Genomic DNA, 20,601 nt, shown 5'->3' with positions numbered 1-20,601 from the left:
CAAGTCAAACGTTTAACTTACAACCTAAAACTTATTACCTATTTCCCAAACCTCTCCTCAAACACCTTCTCTAAAGCAAACATTTCATCACGTAGACGGGCGGCCAATAAGAAATCCATTTCTTTAGCTGCTTTTTGCATTTCTTTACGAGATTTGTCTAGTGCTTTTTGTAGTTCTGGCTTAGTCATATATTGCACTACTGGATCTGCTGCTATGCTTACTTCATCAACTTCTACATAAGCTTTTGCTCTAGCTTTTTGTTTTTCGGAAACCTCCAATACAGAAGTTTGCTCCATAATTTCTTCCTTAGATTTACCTACCGTTTTAGGTATAATGCCATGTTCTAAATTATAAGCAATTTGCTTTTCCCTGCGTCGGTTGGTTTCGCTAATGGTGCGCTCCATAGACTCGGTAATATCATCGGCGTACATAATTACACGCCCTCTATCATTACGAGCTGCACGGCCTATAGTTTGAATTAAAGCCCTATCCGAACGTAAGAAACCTTCTTTATCTGCATCTAAAATTGCTACGAAACTTACTTCCGGCAAATCCAAACCTTCACGTAGTAAGTTAATACCAATCAATACATCAAACTCTCCTAAACGCAGGCCACGTAAAATCTCTACACGCTCTAAAGTTTTCACTTCCGAGTGAATGTAACGACACTTGATATTCAACCTGTCCATGTATTTGGTCAACTCTTCGGCCATGCGTTTGGTTAGCGTGGTTACTAAAACACGATCGCCCTGTTTAATGGTTTTATCAATTTCGTCCAATAAATCATCTACTTGGTTTATCGCAGGGCGGATTTCAATGATTGGGTCTAGCAAACCCGTTGGTCTAATTACCTGTTCAATTACCACACCTTCAGATTTTTGTAGTTCGTAATCTGCTGGGGTGGCGCTTACATAAATGGTTTGCGGTGCTAAACGTTCAAATTCTTCGAAGTTTAGTGGACGGTTATCCAATGCCGATGGCAAACGGAAACCATATTCTACCAACGATAGTTTTCTAGATCTATCACCACCGTACATTGCCCTAATTTGCGGCACCGTTACGTGACTTTCGTCAATCACCATCAAGTAGTCATCTGGAAAATAATCTAGCAAACAGAAAGGGCGCATTCCTGGCGAACGACCATCGAAAAAACGAGAATAGTTCTCAATTCCAGAACAGTAGCCCAGCTCTTTCATCATCTCGATATCGAAGTTTACACGCTCTTCCAAACGTTTGGCTTCAAGGTTAAGTCCATCTCCTAAAAGTTGGTTTTTACGAACTTCCAATTCTTCCTGTATACCCCAAATGGATTGGTTAAATCTGTCTTTTGGCGTTACGAAAAGGTTAGCAGGATAAATAGATATATCTTCCAGTTTTTCTATCGTTTTTCCAGTTACCGGGTCAATGGCTGATAGCTCTTCGATATCATCTCCAAAAAAGGAAATACGATAAGCGTGATCCATGTAAGCTGGATAAATATCTACCGTATCGCCTTTTACACGGAAAGTTCCACGTTTAAAATCGTTGATGGTACGAGCATATAAAATTTCCACCAGATGGTGTAAAAAAGCATTTCTACTCACTCTTGTACCCACACCAAAACGATAAACAGATTTAGAGAAATCATCTGGATTTCCCATACCGTAAATACAAGAAATCGAGGAAACAATGATCACATCTCTACGTCCAGAAATCAGTGAAGAAGTAGAGCGTAAACGTAGCTTTTCTATCTCTTCGTTGATTTGTAAATCCTTCTCGATGTAGGTATTTGTAGTGGGCATGTAAGCCTCTGGCTGATAATAATCGTAGTAGGAAACAAAATAGTTTACCGCATTTTCAGGGAAAAATTGCTTCATTTCGCCGTACAACTGCGCTGCCAAAGTTTTGTTATGGCTAAGAATTAGCGTAGGCTTTTGCGTTTGCTCAATTACGTTGGCTACGGTAAACGTTTTACCCGAACCCGTTACACCCAATAAGGTTTGATAGTGTTCGGCAGCATTTACACCTTCTACCAATTGCTTTATTGCAGTGGGCTGGTCGCCAGTAGGTTTATAATCAGAGATGAGTTTGAACTTCATTATTACAAAGATACGGTTTAGGGATTAACCTAAATTATAGGACAGAAGTTTTTGCACTCTTTATTTTAACTTCTGAGATATACTAATTGAGGAATGGATTATGATGATGAATATGCCTATTTCATTATTTGATCACTAATATTCTCCTACGTACAGACGCAAAATTTTGCGTCTCTACCAGCAAACAAAAAACCCCGATAAATCGGGGCTTATTCAAACAATCTATTAACTAACGGATGAAGATAGTTCTATTGAAAAACTCTAACATAATCTATAATGTACCTTTGCGGAAATACGGTGCTTGTATTTGGTGCACCTGGCCAATTTCCGCCAACGGCTAGATTAAGCAAAAGGAAGTAAGGCTTTCTAAACTCGTCTTTATTTGCTCCAGTAGTATCGAAAGTGTAAAACTCTTCGTTATCGAGATACCACTTAATCGAGTTGGTTGTCCAAACGATAGAGAACACATGGAATTTATCGTAAAAGTCGCCAGATTTTAAAGTAGTAGAACCGCCAATGTATTTGTGACCGCCATCTTCGTAATGCACTGTACCGTGAAGGGTGTTATCCTTTCCTGGACCACCGCCAACCATTTCCATGATATCAATTTCTCCTGAGAATGGCCAAGGTGTAGTACGAATGTTTGCACCCAAAGCCCAAAATGCTGGCCAAATCCCTTGTCCTTTAGGTAGCTTCGCTCTCATTTCGATACGACCATAAAGAAAATCTTTTTTCGCTTCTGTAGTTAATCTTGACGAGGTATATTCTTTTCCACCGAAGGATTCTTTTTTTGCGGTAATGGTTAAGTAACCGTTGTGCACTCTTGTGTTTTCTTTACGGTAGTATTGCAGCTCCCAGTTACCCCAGCCTTCCGTTCCGTTGCCTTCTTCAAAATTCCAAAACTTTGTATCTAAAGCACTACCATTAAACTCGTCTTGCCAAACCAAGGTCATACCCGGATAAGTTTCTGGCGAGATGTAACCACTGTTATCTATTACTTCATTCTTTTCTACGGTAACTTGTTTTGTAAGCTCAATAGACTTATTACTTGCCGAATACGCTGTTACTTTTACAGTGTAAGTTCCTCCTTCTGCGTAGATAGTATAAGCTTTGCCATCGTTAGAACGGATGCTTTCGTTTGTAGCTTGGCCAAAAGAAAACAAATAACGATCTGCATTATTTGCTGTCGCTACAAAATCTACCCTTCCCGAACCATCGCTACTAACGTTTGCTGTTAATTGTAAATCTGTTGGCTCGGCGGCCTTCGCCTCCTTTTTGCAGCTCATGCTCATGGTTAGTACAAAAAGTGCCATGATACAAGTTCTAAACAATAATGTGTATGTCTTCATTTTCTCGGGTTTAAGTTCACAAATCTAATCGGTTCGGTATTTTACTTTACAAAAAATGGGATGTTAGCAGTTGCCACTTTGTTTTTTCCGTCTTCTACATAAACAAATAAACGATAAGCACCTGATACAGCTGGAGCAGTAACGTTGATTTTTCCATTGCCAAGATCCTTGAAGTTCATTTTTACAGTTTCTGGTTTATCCTCGTGGTCGCCGCCTTCACCTACTTTAGTTGCTTCGGGCAATAATTCCCATCTGTATTTTAACTGGTCTTTATCTGGATCGAAAGCTGTAACCTCTGCCTCGTAATTTGTATTTGGCTTTAAAATAACACTCTGGTTCGATTTCTGTTTATTTAGTACAAAGCCATAAATATGTGGTGCTTTATTTTTCGGAAGAGTACCAGTCCACAGGTATTGCATTACATCTACCACTTCACTTTCTTCACCTCTTGAAGTAAAAAGCCCGTACCAAGTTGGCGTTCTTTCCTGCTTTTGTCCCCATAAGAAAACGTAGGAACCCAAACAATTAGCTTTATCTCTATCAATTCCGTAGTTGTAACGGTTGAAATACACTGCCGCTTTTTCGCTGCTTGTTTCTTCCACAGGCGCATTCCATTCGGTTTGCAAACCTTCCCAGTGTCCAGTTGGCCCCCACTCTGTAACGATATAAGGTCCTGTCCAACCAACAGATTTAACTTTAGCTGGTAATTCTGCTAAGCCTCCATAAGTATTAATCGCTAAAATATCTATCGCCGTAGCTGTAGCTTTGATCTGGTCGATTTCCTTTTGATTGATGCCCGCCAATACAGTAGTAGCTGGATGGTTTGGATCAAGCTCGTGGATCATCTTCGCGATATCGTTTACAGCCTCCCAAACTTTTGGATTTTTGTAAGATAGGTTGAGTTCGTTACCAATGCCCCAACTTAGCAAAGCTGGATGGTCTTTATATTTCAACACTTCTGCTTTAACTTTCTCGAACTGCTTTTTAACCGCAGCAGCATCATCGTAGTTAAAACCATGACGTTCTGGGGTGACAGGCAAACCCATCATTACCGTAAGTCCGTTTTTTTGTGCAGAATCGAGAATGCTTTTGGCATTGTTGGTACTCCACGTACGTACAGAATTTCCTCCGTAAGCAGCTACACGATTGTAGTAGGAAGTACCCCCAGCACCTTTAATATAATAAGGCTTCCCACCTCTTAGCAGTTCAAAACCTTTTTCAGACCTTCTAACTTCTACTTTAATGGCCGTATTTGGGTTGGCAGGAGCCGTACTGTCTACCGCGAAAACATTATTTCCGAGCACAACGAGTAGCGTTACTATGCCTTTGATTATTTTTTGCATATCATCAGGGTATAAGCCTGTACTTTAAAAGCACTTGTTCGTAGTTATTACCTTGCGAACAAGTGCTAAATCATTATTAATTATTATGGATTAGGGGTTAGCTTTCTGTTTCTCTCCCTCTCAATTTGAGGAATTGGAAACAAATTGTAACTCTCCTTATAAACTCTGTTTTCTAAAACTGCTTTGGTGTAAGTGATAGAACCATTAGCATTTTTAACCACGTTCATTCTATAAACAGGTCCGTTGAAATAAGTCATTCCAGTTTTCCAACGTCTTACGTCATACACACGGTGCTCTTCGAAACAAAGCTCAACTCTACGTTCGTTACGGATTTTCTCTCTCAGTGTAACCTGCGAGAAGTTTCTCGTCAACGGTGGCAAACCGCCTCTGTTACGAACTTTGTCTAAAGCATCGTAAACTGTACCATCTGGCCCGCTGAATTCGTTCTTAGCTTCAGCATAGTTTAATAAAACCTCTGCGTAACGCATGTAAATCCAATCGTTATCGCCACCTTGATAAACTGCATCGGCGGTCATATTTTTATCGTCGATAAATTTACGTAAGCCATAACCAGTTTTAGTTCTATCACCATTGGTACGCCCGTTGGCATTTCCATCTGGGTGAGCGCTTAAGTCTGCACTTTGGAAAGTTTCTACCGTAATGCCTTTAAATTGTGAGCCATTCATCAGCATCGCTCTATCTAAACGATTATCACGATTAGCATATGGATTTTGCGGATCGTACCCAGAACCAGCTTCATCTGGACGCAAACCTGTAGTTTTCATTTCAAAAGCGTCTACCAAATTTTGCGTAGCGTGGAAAGCGCCCCAACCACCCCAACCTGTTGGCGTAAAGCTCATATGCAACATGTGTGCACTTTGGTGGGTACGGTGAGGACGAGCAAATTTCTTTGCAAAAATTACCTCTTTATTTCCAGCCTTAGTCATAAACAACTGGTAGTAATCTGGATGAATGTCATAAGTTGCTGGAGCAAGTGCCATTACTTGTTGTGCCGCTTTTGCTGCATCATCCCAACGTGTAATGATGTTGTTAGGGTTATTTAACGGACTTGCATGGTACAATAAAACTCTAGCTTTTAATGCCAACGCAGCACCTTTAGTAGCTCTACCCAACTCGGCAGCATCTGGATAAGATGGCAACAACACCGCCGCAGCTTCATCACATTCTTTGATGATGAAAGCCACACACTCATCATAAGTATTTCTTGGCACCTCTAAATCATCAGTTGCGTTTTGTTCTGTGGTAATTAATGGCACACCACCAAACGACTTCACTAAATCAGCGTAAGCAAAAGCTCTTAAAAACTTAGTTTCTGCCTTTAAACGATCTTTCAACGCTGTATTTGTAGTGGGTACACCATCAATACGTGCAATAAGAGTATTCGCTTTTCTAATTAACGAATAGTTAACTGCCCAAAGCTGTGTCCCCATCGAGAAATTCGGGTTTAAATCACCTTCCTGAACTCGGTTCATCGGCAAATCGTTATGACCTTCGATATCGTCAGTCATCATATCCAAATTAGCAAAACCACGTGCCCAGTCTTGATCGTAACCAAAATCTCTACGTTCGAAACCGCTTAGCATTGAACCGTAGATATCATTCACAAACTGATTGGTAAGTGTGATATCCTGAAAAACGGCTACATCAGACACGAAATCAATTGGTTTTATATCTAACAGGTCTTTTTTACATGAGAAAGTTGTAAACGTAACTACCATTACGCCGACTAACCATTTATATCTTTTGTTCATTTCTTTTCTTTTAATAGTAATCATATCAACCATTGGTTAGAACTGTACGTTAACTCCAAAAGTGTAAGTCTTTTGTTGCGGATAATATCTACCAATACCATTCGTATTTTCTGGATCTAGGTTGATCAAATCGGTAATGGTAAACAAGTTTTGCCCTTGTGCATAAAGTCTGATGTTGTTTGCGCCAATTTTAGATAGTAACCTGTGTTTTACAGTATAGGCAAACTCCACATTCTTTAACCTGATATAGCTTGAGTTTTGTACCCAGAAGCTGCTTACTAAATAGTTATTACCGTTAGTGTTTAGTGTTAAACGAGGCAATGGTGCATCAGGACGATTTGGTGTCCATCTATCTAACCATTCTGCATTTACACGCCCACTGTTATGAAATGCCCAAGCCGCATTTTGCGTAAATAATTGTTGAGATTGTGCCGCTCCTTGCAATAAGAAGTTTAACTCGAAACCTTTAAAGTTTACACCACCATTAATACCGTAAAGAATTTGAGGTAGTGTACCGTTGCCTAAATAAGTAATATCGTCATCGTTGATAATTCCATCACCATTGATATCTTGATATTTGATATCGCCAGGACCAGTAGAGTTTAGGTATGCGCTATGTTTAGGCGAAGCTGCATAATCTGCCGCGTCTCTAAAAATACCAACTGCTTTATATCCAAAAATTCCGCCGTTTGGTCTTCCTGTAATACGTCTGTAATCTGGAATATTAGAAGCTTCGGCTGCCTCCACAATTTTATTTTTAGCGTAAGTAAAGTTACCGCCAATAAAGTATGAGAAATTGCTAGATAATTGCTTATTGTGATTTAAAATCAACTCCAAACCTTGATTGTCTACAATACCAAAGTTTTCGGCTGGCAATGCAGCACCAAAGCTTAATGGTACAGAAAGTGCACGAGTAGCTAAAATATCTTTTCTTCTTTCCTTAAACACAGTGAAATCTACACTCAACTGATTTTTGAAGAATTTAGCTTCTAAACCCGCATCCATTTTTACCGAAGTTTCCCAAGTTAAATTTTCGTTTGCGATAGCGCCAGGAGTTAAACCTGTAACAAAATTTCCTCCGAAAGGATAAACATTTGGCACTAAATTGTAACGGTTGTAGTAACCGAAACGGCTAGGAATACGATCGCTACCTAAAGTACCATAAGATGCTTTTAACTTCAAGAAATCAACAAACTTTACGTTTTGCATAAAGCTTTCTCTAGTTAACAACCAACCAGCAGAAAACGCAGGGAAGTAACCTACTCTTTCGCTCGGTGCAAAGTTCTCCGACTCATCACGTCTTAAACTCGCTTGGAAAAGGTACTTGCCGTCAAAATCGTAGTTTACACGGAAGGCCGCACTACGCAAAGCAGTTTTATCCTCACCATCACTTAAAACTTCATTTAAAGCTGGCCCAAAATTCAAGATTTGCAAAGCAGAACTTTCGTAAGAGTTTCTAGCACCATAAATTCCAGTACCTTGATTTTGTTTTTGCAATACTAAGGCTAATGCCGAAATACCGTGTTTCCCAAATCTTCTGTCGTAGTTGATATGACCTTGTAACTCGGTGCTTTGCCCTTCGCCATATCCTTTAGAAAGAGATGATTTTGATTGTGCATTGATGGTGTAAGTTCCGTCGTTAGCTCTAGCATAAAGCGGCACCCACTGGTTCCACGTTTTATTATGATTAAAGTTTCTATCGAATGCTAAAACCCCTTTAATTGATAAGCCTTCTACACCTGGAATTTGTTGTACCACTTGGAAGTTGCTCATGAAAAAGTTAGCTGAGTTTCTGTTATATCCACTTTCTTCGCTAATTAATGCCAAAGGATTTGGGTATACACCTGGCGCCGCTAGTAAACCGTTAGAAAACCTAGCTGGTTGTACTGGTGGGTTACGCATTGTGTGCTCAAAAATATTATCTACACTTGCTGGCGGAGATAATTTATTTTCAAGTCTTCCCGCTAAGTCTACAGAAATTTTTGTGGTAGATGTTGCTTGGATATCAATATTACTTCTAACGTTGTATCTGTTATAGTTTAATGAACTGTATAAACCATCTTCGTTAAGGTAACCGAAAGAAGTAAAATACTTGATTTTTTCGCTACCGCCTGATAATGAAAGGTTGTGCTGCATTCTTGGAGCCGTGCCACCAAGTACTAAATCCATCCAATCGGTATTTGGATTCGCATCAGGATCTGTTCCATTTCTAAACGCCTCTAAACGCTCTAAAGAAAACTCGGGCGTAGCGACAGGGTTATCATTTAGCTTTGCTTCGTTATACAAAGTTGCATATTCGTAAGAACCTAATGCATTCGGTAATCTGGTTACTTGTGAAAAACCGTAGTTGAAAGAATAGTTAGCGCTTAACTGACCAGCTTTACCACGTTTAGTGGTTACCAAAACCACACCATTTGCACCTTTAACACCGAAAATTGCGGCCGAAGATGCATCTTTTAAGATACTCACACTTTCAATCTCGTTCGGATCCATTTGTCCGAAATCACGTCCAGAACGAACCACACCATCAATTACGAATAATGGCTCCATGCTGCCGCCACCAAAAGTAGAGTTACCTCTGATGAAGATTTGCGTACCATCTGCTCCAGGCTCTCCAGAAGGTTGTTTGGTAATTACACCTGGGGTACGACCGGCAAGTGCATTACTCAAATCGCCAACTGGTGTTTGTACCAATTGCTTGTTATTTACAGTAGCTACAGAGCCTGTTACGTTACTACGTTTTTGTGTACCAAAACCCACTACAACCACGTCGTTTAAGGTGTTGGCAGCATCGTCCATAGTAATATTAATAGTTTCAGATTTTGTAACGATAAACTCTTGGGTTGTCATCCCGATAAATGAGAAAACAATAGTTGTACCTGCTTTAGGCACGGTGATGGAATACTTACCATCGGCTGTAGTTGCAACTCCATTGGTGGTGCCTTTGATGAGCACAGAAACACCCGGAATTTCCTTACCTAGTCCATCTTTAACCACACCAGAAACTGTGATGCTCTGGGCATACACGTTCTGTAAGGCAAAAGAAACCAGTAATACGATCAATAGTCGAATTCTTTTCATATTTATATTTGGCTTTAATTAAAAATAAGCTAATTACTTCTTAACGAAACGCATTTGGTGTACCACATCTCCAGGTTTTCCAGAACGTAAAACCATCTCTGTAGCAGAAATAGAAATAATACGATAATTATTAGAAGAAGGATCTGTAATTCCGATAAATCTATCAGGTGCATTCCCCGGAATAGTGATGCTTGCAATACCCGCACCTACTACAGTTTTGCTAAAGGTGAAGGCAGATTCATAAGATCTATCACTTCCGCAATTGCCGCTGTGTAAAGTTTGTCCGTTTGCTTTGTAAGTAAGTTTAAAAGCATTGTTGGCAAATGAGAAAGTATAGTCATCATCTACCTGACAAGGAGCTAAAGCACCACCGCCATAATATTCACCTGGATTATTTTCTGTACCAACAATAATTGGTGCAGCCGAACTTGCGTCTAATTTCCAACTGTGCGCTGTTAGAAGTTTATAGGTCGCATCGTTCAGTGTCGGCGTAAAATCATCTTGATCTACCACTATAGGTTGCGTAGCGATGTCGTAGCCACCCTCTCCATAAGCATACAATTTCACGTTGTAAGTGCCTTTAGAAATAAAATAAGCTTCTGTGCTTGCGCCAGCAGATTTAAGGCCTTCGTTCTGTCCGAAATCCCATTGGTAACGGTAAGCGTTTTGAGATGTACTTTCTAATAGGTAGGTGTTTACTTTGCCTGCAACTTTGGTTACCTTAAAGGCTGCTGTGGCAGGAGTTCCGAGTTTGCTGGTATAATCTTCATCTTTACAGCCGAAGTTGAAAAGAGTAATTAATGCCAACAGTAAAAGACAATGATGCCTTACAAAAGACTTGTTGTTCATACTTTTTAATATTTGGTTAATCGGTTAATTGATGTAAAATTATCGCTAATAATCCTCGACATCCAAATTTTTAACCCCTACAAAACTACATCAAAACCGCTTAAAATAACACAACAGCACAGATTATACCTACAACATTTGAAGAAAGCGAGAATTTACCTACTTTTAGTTTGTTAATGAAAAACCAAATATTAGCCTTACTCTTTTTTTCTCTACCTCTATTTGGATTTACTCAAAATCCGATAGGTATGCCAGACATTATTAACTACTATAACACAAGTTATGGCGGCGGCAGTCACAATTGGGATATCCAACAAGACCGTAATGGCGTTTTGTATTTTGCCAATGATGAGGGATTACTAACTTTTGATGGCAGCCGCTGGAAAATATATCCATTGCCCAACAAAACCATTGTAAGGTCTATTAAAATCGGCAACGACAATAAGATATATGCAGGCGGGCAGGGCGACTTCGGCTATTTTGCCCCAGATTTAAGCGGAAGATTGGTTTTCCATAGCCTAAAGAATAAAATTCCAGAAGCATATAGATCTTTTGCAGATATCTGGAACGTGCATTCTACAGCAGATGCCACTTTTTTCAGAGCAGCAAACGGAATTTATAGGTGGAAGAACAATAAAATTAGCGTATTTAAATCAGAAGCTGGATGGCTTTATATGGGCATGGGAAATCAACAAATTATTGCTCACGACAAGGCTAAGGGCTTGCTAAAACTTAACGTAGACCGCTGGGAACCAGCAGTAAGCCATCCACTACCAGCAGATTTATCCATTAGCTCTATGGCACAATATGGCAAAGACAGTATTTTGGTTGGAACCATGTGGCAAGGCTTACTCCTACTGCACAACCAACAAATGCAGCCAGTCAAAAACATTAGCTATCTCTCAAACATCACCAATACCTGTATCGTTAACAATAATTTAATAGGTATTGGCACCTTAGATAAAGGCTTCTATCTTTTTGAAAAAAGTGGAAAACAGCTTTACCAACTCAACAAGAGTTCGGGTATACAAAACAGCTCTGTTTTAAGTTTGTACAGCGATAAAAACGCCAATATTTGGCTTGGACTTGCAGATGGTATCAGCTTTATTGCAAATAGTAATGCCATTAAACACATTAATCCCCCTGTTTTTGATAATGCAAGCGGGCATACTTCAGTTCTTCACAATAACAGTTTATACGTTGGCTTATCTAATGGAGTTTACAAACTTCCGTTAGGAAATGTTACTGACATTAGCCTTGCGCAAAGCAATTTTAATGCTATAGCTAACGCCTCTGGGCAGTCGTGGGGCATGAATGTGGTGAATGGAAAGCTTCTGCTTGGTAGGCATGAAGGTGCTTTCGAAATAATTGACGACAAACCTGTTCCTATTACTACTGGAAAAGGATATTGGAACTTTCTGAATTTCCCACAGCCAACAACCAATAGGCGCTTTTTGCTTTCGGGTAATTATGACGGCATTTCTGTTTTTGAAGACATTAACCAAAGGCTACAATTAATTTCAAACATTGGCAATTTTAGCGAATCTGCTCGTTTCGTACTTGCAGAAGGCAACAATATTTGGGTATCGCATCCTTATAAAGGTGTCTACAAAATAGCAACCTCCAATTTACACACAACTAAAGTGCAGCTTTACACCCATAAAAAAGGTTTACCATCTACATTCAACAATCATATTTACTTTGTTAAAAATAAAATTGTTGTGGGTACCGAAAAAGGTGTTTACGAGTACAATGCTCAACAAGATCGTTTTGAACCCTCAAGCCTTTTCAATCCAATTTTTGGGAATAAATATATACGCTATTTAAAGGACGATGCAGAAGGTAACATTTGGTTTATCGAAGAAAAGAAATTAGGTGTTGCACAGCGTAAGGGCAATGCTTATGAACTGCTCTACATCACCGAGCTTAACGGAAAAACTTTGGGTGGTTTTGAGCATATCAACATCATCAATAAAAACAATATTATTATTGGTGCCCAGAAAGGATTTTACCATCTAAATTTCGAAAAATACCTTGCAAAATATGGTAAACAGCAAGTAAGGATTAGTTTAGTGAAAGCATCTGGGAAAGCAGATAGTTTGCTTTTTGGCGGTTATTTTGGAGATATTAATGAAGATGCATCGCAAAAGGTAATTCCAAAAATGAAGCATGCTTTAAATTCATTCCATTTCGAGTATTCTTCTACGTTTACCAAAAATAGCGCAAACACGTTTTATACTTGTTACCTAAAAGGATTCGACGAAAATTGGTCGCCACTAGATAAAAAGACTGAAAAAGACTATACCAATTTGCCTGGCGGCAACTACACCTTTATGGTAAAGACGGTAGACAATTTAGGTAACGAATCTATTGCCGCTACCTACGAATTTACCGTTTTCCCACCCTGGTATCAGAGCATTGTGGCATACATTATCTATATGTTGATGTTTTTTGGGATCATGTACATCGTTTATAAAAGGCAACATCGCAAAATTATTAATCAGCGGATTGCTTTCCAAAGAGAACAAGAGCATACACAATATATGCACCAGCTTGAGATTGATAAATCGGACAAGGAAATTATCAAGCTTAAAAACGAAAAACTAGAGCTGGAAATAGAAACCAAAAACACCGAATTAGCTTCGAATACCATGCACTTGGTGCAAAAGGCTGATTTAATGTCGAAGATTAAAGGCGAGCTATTCAAACTGAAAAAAGAGATCAAAGACGATACCTATTCGGCAGATTTTAACAAAATTATCAGATTGTTAAATGCAGAGGAAAAATCTGACGAAAGCTGGGAACAGTTCACCGTACATTTTGACAAGGTTCACGTCGATTTCCTAAAACATTTAAAGGAGGCATATCCTGCCATCACTAGTAACGAGCTTCGCCTTTCTGCTTATTTGAAGATGAATCTATCTACAAAAGAGATCGCAAAGCTGATGAAGATATCGCCCCGCGGCGTTGAAATTGGTCGTTATCGATTACGAAAGAAGTTAAATATTGATGGTAATGTGAACTTGTTCGAGTTTTTTAATGCGTTTTAGTAGCTTCGAAATTTTCTAAAACTGCTATGTTTAAAGGCATAATTATTTAACTTAGTAAATATGCAGCTTCTCGTTTATAGTCCACAAGTTACCCCACGTATCAAATACATTTTCAATTTTATTTTTAGGGAAGTATTGCGATGCGATTTTGAATTCACCAGTGTTTCCAATCAGTTCATCACGTACAATGGGCCAAAATTCAGTTATGCAGAAAAGCCTTTGAGCAATGAACTGTTCTTTAAAGCGAACGGACTTTTACTTAAGAACAATATTGCTGAACAAGATTTAGCTATCACAGATTTTGGAAATGACAAGGTTCCCTTTTCTGTTGAAAACAGCGCATTGCCTTTTGATATATTTGCTGCATCTTTCTACTTATTAAGCAGATACGAAGAATATTTACCTTACACGCCCGACGAACATTTAAGGTTCCCTTCCGAAAAGAGTTTACAGTACGAACTTGGTTTATTAAAAACTCCAGTAATAGACCAATGGGCAATGATTTTGAAAAACTTGTTGCTCAACAAGCTAGGCAGTATTCATTTTGGAAGCCGGAAGTTTGAATTTATTCCAACTATAGATATTGATAGAGCATATCACTTTAAATCTAGCGGTATCATCAAAAATACTGCACGTTTTATTAGGGCAATTGCCATAGGCGATACCGAAAGGCTAACTAACATTATAAGTACAGGTTTGGGGAAGAAAAAAGATCCCTTTGATACCTACGAATACCTGCATCAATTACATGAAAAGCATCAATTAAATACAATCTTCTTCTTTCTGCTTTCGTTAAAAGGCGACAGAGCACACGACGTAAATATCCATCCGAATGATGAGTTGTTGCAACAATTAATTAAAGACACCGCTAAAGTGGCTAAAGTGGGAATTCATCCTTCTTATGCTTCTAACAGTAATGTTATCAAACTTAAAGAAGAAAAGGCTTTGCTAGATGCCGTTTTAGGCAAAACGATAGATATTTCTAGGCAACATTACCTTAAACTGCAAATTCCAAAAACCTATCTACAGTTGATTAAAGAAGGTATCAACCATGATTATACCATGGGCTACGCTTCGCAAGTTGGATTTAGAGCAGGCACTTGCACACCTTTCTTTTGGTACGATTTGCAACTGGAAAAACAATCGCACCTTAAAGTACATCCGTTTGCAGTAATGGATTCTACGCTTCTAAAATATCTGAAACTACAGCCCAAACAAGCGTTAATACTGGTTACCGAGCTATTAGAAAACGTAAAAATGGTAGACGGAACTTTCTACTCGCTGTGGCACAATGAAAGTTTATCAGAAACGGGGCATTGGAGAGGTTGGAAAGAAGTTTATGAGCAAATGTTAGCATTAGCTGTTGCTAAGTAATCTGAAATAGATCACAATTTTAACGTTTTCTGGAATGCCTGAGATGGTTTATGATCTAAAATCGTAAATTTATAAGATGATATACGACCTAAGCAAAAACAATTCTATAGCCCGCACTTTTGTTGCCGAAATAAGGGATGAACAAATACAGAAAGATTCCATGCGCTTCCGTAAAAATATGGAGCGTTTAGGTGCTTTCTTCGCTTACGAGATCAGCAAAACCTTAAAGTATAAGGAGGTTGAAACACAAACCCCACTGGGCATTGCTACAAGTTCAGTTTTAGAACAACAGCCAGTTTTGGCAACTATTTTAAGAGCTGGCTTGCCAATGCACCAAGGCTTGTTAAGCGTTTTTGACCAGGCAGAATCTGCGTTTATTACAGCTTATCGTAAAACAAAAAAGAATGGCGATTTCATCATACAAATGGAACATATTTCTGCACCAGATTTGGAAGGAAAAACAGTAATTCTTGCTGATCCGATGCTGGCTACAGGTTTGAGTATCGTACTTTGTGCAAAGGAACTCATCAACTCCTATAAAATTGAAAAACTACATATCGTGTCAGCTATCGCAAGCGCCGAAGGCGTGAAGCACGTTAGAGCAAATTTGCCAAAAGCAGATTTATGGTTGGGTGCAATTGATGATGAGATGACTAGCAAAAGTTATATTGTACCGGGTTTAGGCGATGCGGGAGATTTAGCTTATGGGGCGAAGCAGTAATTCTAATCAATGAAAATACTTTTTGTCTGTAGCAGAAATGAATGGAGAAGTGCAACAGCAGAAACCATTTATAAAAACCATGATTTTATTGTTGCAAAATCTGCCGGCACATCGTCATCTGCTAGAATAAAAATTAACCAAAAGCATATTGATTGGGCGGAGCTAATTTTCGTAATGGAGAAAAAACATCGTCAGCTCATTGAACAAAAATTTGGAAACGAATTAGATAGACAGAAAATTATTGTTCTAAATATTCCAGACGAATATCAATATATGGATGAAGAATTGATAGAAGAACTTCAAACTAAAGTATCGGCTTACTTATAATTTGTAACTTTACAACGTTAAAACATTTCAACTTTACATTTTGATTAAGCACATTTTCTTCGACCTTGACCATACCATTTGGGATTTTGACCGTAACGCTCAAGAAACTTTAATGGAGCTTTACGAAAGCTATAAATTGAATGAGCTGGGCTTAAGTTCTGCGGAAGATTTTATTGCTACTTACACGGTAAATAACCACCAACTTTGGGCGCAATATCATTTAGGCAAAATCACCAAACAGGCGCTTAGAGAAGAACGTTTCCGCAAAACCTTTTTAGATTTGGGCTTGCAACCAGAGCTGATCCCTGCCAAATTTGAGGACGATTATGTGGCGATGGGCCCAACCAAAACAAACCTTTTCGAAAGTGCCGAAAAAGTGCTTACTTATCTTCAAAACAAATACCACTTACACATCATCTCTAATGGATTTAAAGAGGCTGTGCTTACCAAAATGCAAGTATCAAACCTTAATCCGTATTTTAAAAATGTGGTAATTTCTGAAGATGTGGGTGTAAACAAGCCCGACAAAGCCATTTTTGAATACGCTTTAAATTTAGCGCAGGCACACAAGCAGGAAAGCATTATGATTGGTGATAGTTTAGAGGCTGATGTTTACGGCGCACAAAACTTTGGTATAAAAGCGATCTTCTTTAATCCGCTTAAAGCTCAAAAACCTGATGATGTAGTACAACAAATTCATCATTTAGAAGAGCTACTGCATTATTTTTAATAAAAATTTAAACGATTTTGCTGACCTAGACGTTATTTTCGCTTATGAAGGTTGAAAAAGTATACCATTCCGTTCTTAACGTAGCAGAAAATTACAGGCAAGCATTAGATCAACTTAGTGTTGTAAATTTCCAAACGGAACCGCCCATCGGAGGTTGGAGTTACAGTGAGGTATATTCCCACATCTTCGATTCGAGTTTGCTTTCGTTAATGGCTTTAAATAATTGTATTCAGGGCAATGGAGAGCAAAAACCTACCGCATTTGTTGTGAAATTAATCTTATTTTGGGGCTCGCTTCCACCAGGAAGAAATTACAAAGCACCTCCAAAAATTGCAGTGAGGGTAAAGAAAATTAGTACTGCGGCAGCTCAGCAATTTATCACAGATTTTGAATTACAGCTGATGCAAATCTACCCCAAAATAAAAGATGCTGATCCGAAAATCAAGGTCAAACATCCCGTGCTGGGGTACTTAAACGCTAAACAGTGGCTACGCTTTATCGAAATTCACTTGAAACATCATTTGAAACAGCTTAAACGTATCGAAAATAGTTACAAGCAATAGCACAAAATTTGCCGATATTGCCCGAAATTTATTTGACATGAGAAAGATTTTATATGCAATTACCTTAGTAGGCTTATTTGCAGCCTGCAATAACAATAAAACTAATACAGCTACACAAACACCAGCTGCTACACAAGGTGGATTATCTGGTTTACAAGCCACTCCCACACCAACTACAGATAGCCAAGCAGGTTTATTGACCAACCCAGAGCATGGCAAGCCCGGTCATGACTGTGCCTTACCTGTAGGTGCACCATTGAAGCAGAAAAATACCACTCAGCAATCTGCTGCACCTGCTCCTAATGCCCCCGCAGCACCAGAGCCTGTTGCTGCACAACCGTCTAGTGCACAAAAATTAAATCCGGCACACGGCCAACCAGGACATGACTGCGCTAAGCCTGTAGGTGCTCCGTTAAGTTAATATAATACTTCTGCGTAGATGAAGCTGCCGCATATTAAAGGTTTCGACCAAGATGCACTAAACAAGTACTTTAAAAACACTGGACTTTTAATGTTCGGTCGTGTAGGCAGCATGGCCATAAAAATGGTGGTGAGCATTTTGGTTGCAAACTATCTGCTCACCTACAATAATGGTATTTTAAATACTTCTACTGCGTATGTGTTTTTATTTGCTTCTATCGCTGGTCTCGGTTTAGATAGTTTTATTGTAAAGGAACTACATCAATATCCAGATAAACGAGATCGGATATTGGGCACCTCCTTCCTTTTAAAGCTGATGGCGGGGTTGCTTTGCATACCTGCAATTTTTGTAGCTTGGAAGTTATTTCCCCTATCTGATGTTCCTTATTACTTCATTTTTATTCTATCGTTCACAGGGCTATTTCAGTCATTAACTGTCGTAGATTCTTATTTCCAGTCGGAGGTGAAATCGAAGTACATTATGCAGGTGCAGATTGTGGGCAACCTCATTTCTGCGGCTGTAAAAATTACGCTAATTCAGCTTTCCTCTCCGCTACTCTATTTCGTTTATGCTGCCGTTTTTGATATCCTATTGTTATCGATAGGCTATTGGTTGATGTACCAACGTAAAGGCCGTAGTATATTCAATTGGAGTTACGACCAGGTTTTAGCTAAGAAACTACTCAATCTATCTTGGCCCCTCATTATTTCTGGTTTAATGGTTTCTATTTACATGAGAATTGATACCATTATGCTTAAAGAACTGCTACCAAATGGAGCTAATGAAGCTGGTGCTTACGCCACTGTCGTGATGTTTAGCGAGGCACTAAATTTTGTACCTGTAGCTATTGTTACCTCACTTTTTCCCGCAATTTTAAATGCCCGGAGAGACGACCCGGCACGTTATCAAAAACGTTTGCAAAACCTGTTCGATTTAATGGTTTGGCTTAGTTTGGCCTTTGCCATATTCATCACGTTCGCCTCACCCATCATCTATAAATCATTTAAACCTGAATTCGCAAGTGCAGCACCAGTTTTGGCTGTTCACGTTTGGGGAAGCTTGTTTGTCTTTTTAGGGGTGGCTAGCGGACAGTTTTTGATCGCCGAGGGTTTCAACAAACTTACTTTCGTTCGTACTGGTGTTGGAGCTGTAATTAATATCGTCTTAAATTTCATCTTAATTCCTCCTATGGGAATGATGGGAACTGCGATTGCCACGGTAATTGCATACTTTACAGCTACATTTATAATATTATTTATTCCGAAAACTCGAAAGCAAGGCTTGATGATGTTAAAATCATTATTTTTGGTTACACTAATTCGAAAGTTTAATTTATTCGCAGCAAAAAACAATAGCTAATTTAACTTATTATAGATATAGTTCGACTTATTCACAACCCAAGGTTTTCCCTGTGGATTAACACTAATGTTAGTAGCTGCACAATTAGGTAAATTATCCCACTTGCTTTTGTTCCATTTACTAATGCCATATCCTCCAGTCGCCGAAACCTCATCTACCCCAACCACATACACAGAGCCATCGGCTCCAACACCTATATCCGTCCCTTGGCCTGGTATTAAATCAAAAGTTACTCCATTATATTTGAATATTAAATTAGATTTATTTACTACCCATGGATTGCCCTGCGCATCAACGGCGATTCTTTTCGCCGCATAACCAACACCAGTCGGACCGACTAAAGCAACCCAGCTATTTCCATTCCATTTGTTAATGCTATTACCTCCAGTAACCGAAACCTCATTTACGCCAACCATATATACAGAGCCATCGGCACCAACACCAATATCGGTACCTTCACCAGGCATTAAGTCAAAAGTTGTTCCATTATATTTAAATATCAAATTAGATTTATTTACTACCCACGGATTGCCCTGCGCATCAACGGCGATTCTTTTCGCCGCATAACCAACACCAGTTGGGCCGACTAAAGCAACCCAGCTATCTCCATCCCATTTGTTAATACTATTGCCCCCCGTAACCGAAACCTCATTTATGCCAATCATATATACGGAACCGTCTGCACCAACACCAATATCTATGCCTTGACCGGGTTGTAGTTGCCAATTATCAGTGGCAACTAATTGTATATTTTTCTTTTTACAGCCTAAGCTTAATAAAAGGAAAAAGGCGCTTGCAATAATCTTGATTTTCATGAATCAAATATAATCTTTTGTAGGAAAACTTTTATTTACTTTGTTTTATAAAACAAGCATCAAATAGCAACGTTAAAATCCTTATTTTTGATTACACTTTTTCAAAAAATCTCTAAACTTTGAGTAAAATTAAAGCACTAGCAACTCTAATAGCTAAACCTAAGCGTCTAGCTGCGCTTTTATCATACGGTCACAAAGGTTATTTAGCCTCAATTGGTTGGTTCACTGCGTTTGACAATCACCAAGCTGTTGATGCTAACAATCAGCCTATTCCATGGGTTACCTACTCTTTTATCGATTTCATTAAAGGCCGATTAAACAAAAGCCTCACGATATTCGAATACGGATCTGGAAATTCTACTTTATTCTATGCTAAAAACGTGAAGCGTGTGGTTTCCGTTGAACATGATGAAGCTTGGTACAAAAAGATAGTAAATGAAAAAGCCGCCAATGCAGAAATGATTTTCACCAAGCTAGAAACAAATGGCGAATACAGCCAGAAAGCAAAGTTGCTTAATGAGAAGTTTGATTTAATTATTGTTGATGGCAGAGACCGTGTTAATTGTTGTAAATATAGTGTAGATGCTTTAACAGAAAAAGGGGTGCTTGTCTTAGACGACTCTGAGCGCAAAGAATATAATGACGCCAGGCTTTTCCTCGCTGATAAAGGATTTAAAGAACTATCCTTTTCAGGTATATCTCCAGGGTTATTTTATAACAAAGCCACTTCCATTTTTTATAAAAAAGAAAACTGCTTAGATATCTAATC

At 38.9% G+C, this 20,601-nt stretch carries 16 protein-coding genes; 9 read left to right on the top strand and 7 right to left on the bottom strand.

Annotated elements, in window-relative coordinates; translation table 11 throughout:
- Positions 1-38: 38 nt before the first annotated feature.
- From uvrB to AC23ME_RS03110, 6 genes are all read right to left on the bottom strand, one after another.
- Positions 39-2,078, bottom strand: coding sequence for an excinuclease ABC subunit UvrB (gene uvrB / locus AC23ME_RS03135; RefSeq protein ID WP_487726289.1), 2,040 nt, complete (start codon positions 2,076-2,078; stop codon positions 39-41).
- Between the two features lie 248 nt (positions 2,079-2,326).
- Complete coding sequence (locus tag AC23ME_RS03130) at positions 2,327-3,427, bottom strand: glycoside hydrolase family 16 protein (protein WP_487726288.1); 1,101 nt, start codon at positions 3,425-3,427, stop codon at positions 2,327-2,329.
- Positions 3,428-3,468: 41 nt separating this feature from the next.
- A complete protein-coding gene (locus tag AC23ME_RS03125; protein WP_487726287.1) occupies positions 3,469-4,770 on the bottom strand; it encodes a glycoside hydrolase family 2 TIM barrel-domain containing protein in 1,302 nt (433 codons plus the stop codon).
- Positions 4,771-4,853: 83 nt separating this feature from the next.
- On the bottom strand, positions 4,854-6,566 hold the full coding sequence (locus AC23ME_RS03120; RefSeq protein WP_487726286.1) for a RagB/SusD family nutrient uptake outer membrane protein: 1,713 nt from the start codon (positions 6,564-6,566) through the stop codon (positions 4,854-4,856).
- 12 nt (positions 6,567-6,578) lie between these two features.
- Positions 6,579-9,623, bottom strand: coding sequence for a SusC/RagA family TonB-linked outer membrane protein (locus AC23ME_RS03115; RefSeq protein ID WP_487726285.1), 3,045 nt, complete (start codon positions 9,621-9,623; stop codon positions 6,579-6,581).
- A gap of 33 nt (positions 9,624-9,656) precedes the next feature.
- Positions 9,657-10,472 carry a hypothetical protein gene (locus AC23ME_RS03110; protein WP_487726284.1) on the bottom strand — a complete coding sequence of 272 codons (816 nt, stop codon included), beginning with the start codon at positions 10,470-10,472 and terminating at the stop codon, positions 9,657-9,659.
- Positions 10,473-10,720: 248 nt separating this feature from the next.
- Between AC23ME_RS03110 and AC23ME_RS03105 the strand changes: the two genes are divergently transcribed.
- From AC23ME_RS03105 to AC23ME_RS03070, 8 genes are all read left to right on the top strand, one after another.
- Positions 10,721-13,522 (top strand): triple tyrosine motif-containing protein, encoded by a 2,802-nt coding sequence (locus tag AC23ME_RS03105; protein ID WP_487726283.1) that lies wholly within the window; start codon positions 10,721-10,723, stop codon positions 13,520-13,522.
- A 60-nt stretch (positions 13,523-13,582) separates the two neighbouring features.
- Complete coding sequence (locus AC23ME_RS03100; protein WP_487726282.1) at positions 13,583-14,896, top strand: polysaccharide deacetylase family protein; 1,314 nt, start codon at positions 13,583-13,585, stop codon at positions 14,894-14,896.
- 76 nt (positions 14,897-14,972) lie between these two features.
- Positions 14,973-15,617 (top strand): uracil phosphoribosyltransferase, encoded by a 645-nt coding sequence (upp, locus tag AC23ME_RS03095; protein ID WP_487726281.1) that lies wholly within the window; start codon positions 14,973-14,975, stop codon positions 15,615-15,617.
- Between the two features lie 9 nt (positions 15,618-15,626).
- Positions 15,627-15,944 (top strand): low molecular weight protein tyrosine phosphatase family protein, encoded by a 318-nt coding sequence (locus AC23ME_RS03090; protein ID WP_487726280.1) that lies wholly within the window; start codon positions 15,627-15,629, stop codon positions 15,942-15,944.
- A gap of 40 nt (positions 15,945-15,984) precedes the next feature.
- Positions 15,985-16,674, top strand: coding sequence for a YjjG family noncanonical pyrimidine nucleotidase (locus tag AC23ME_RS03085; protein ID WP_487726279.1), 690 nt, complete (start codon positions 15,985-15,987; stop codon positions 16,672-16,674).
- A gap of 44 nt (positions 16,675-16,718) precedes the next feature.
- Complete coding sequence (locus tag AC23ME_RS03080; RefSeq protein WP_487726278.1) at positions 16,719-17,237, top strand: DinB family protein; 519 nt, start codon at positions 16,719-16,721, stop codon at positions 17,235-17,237.
- A 37-nt stretch (positions 17,238-17,274) separates the two neighbouring features.
- A complete protein-coding gene (locus tag AC23ME_RS03075) occupies positions 17,275-17,658 on the top strand; it encodes a hypothetical protein (protein WP_487726277.1) in 384 nt (127 codons plus the stop codon).
- 18 nt (positions 17,659-17,676) lie between these two features.
- On the top strand, positions 17,677-19,017 hold the full coding sequence (locus AC23ME_RS03070) for a flippase (protein ID WP_487726276.1): 1,341 nt from the start codon (positions 17,677-17,679) through the stop codon (positions 19,015-19,017).
- On the opposite strand, the gene AC23ME_RS03065 is transcribed toward AC23ME_RS03070, so the two are convergent.
- On the bottom strand, positions 19,014-19,832 hold the full coding sequence (locus AC23ME_RS03065; protein WP_487726275.1) for a hypothetical protein: 819 nt from the start codon (positions 19,830-19,832) through the stop codon (positions 19,014-19,016). The genes AC23ME_RS03070 and AC23ME_RS03065 overlap by 4 nt on opposite strands.
- 119 nt (positions 19,833-19,951) lie before the next feature.
- Here AC23ME_RS03065 and AC23ME_RS03060 point away from each other — a divergent pair, with 119 nt between their 5' ends.
- On the top strand, positions 19,952-20,599 hold the full coding sequence (locus AC23ME_RS03060; RefSeq protein WP_487726274.1) for a class I SAM-dependent methyltransferase: 648 nt from the start codon (positions 19,952-19,954) through the stop codon (positions 20,597-20,599).
- The last annotated feature ends 2 nt before the right edge of the window (positions 20,600-20,601 follow it).

Source organism: Pedobacter sp. T50_32 (assembly GCF_057652195.1).
This window is presented reverse-complemented; position numbering and strand designations above follow the sequence as displayed.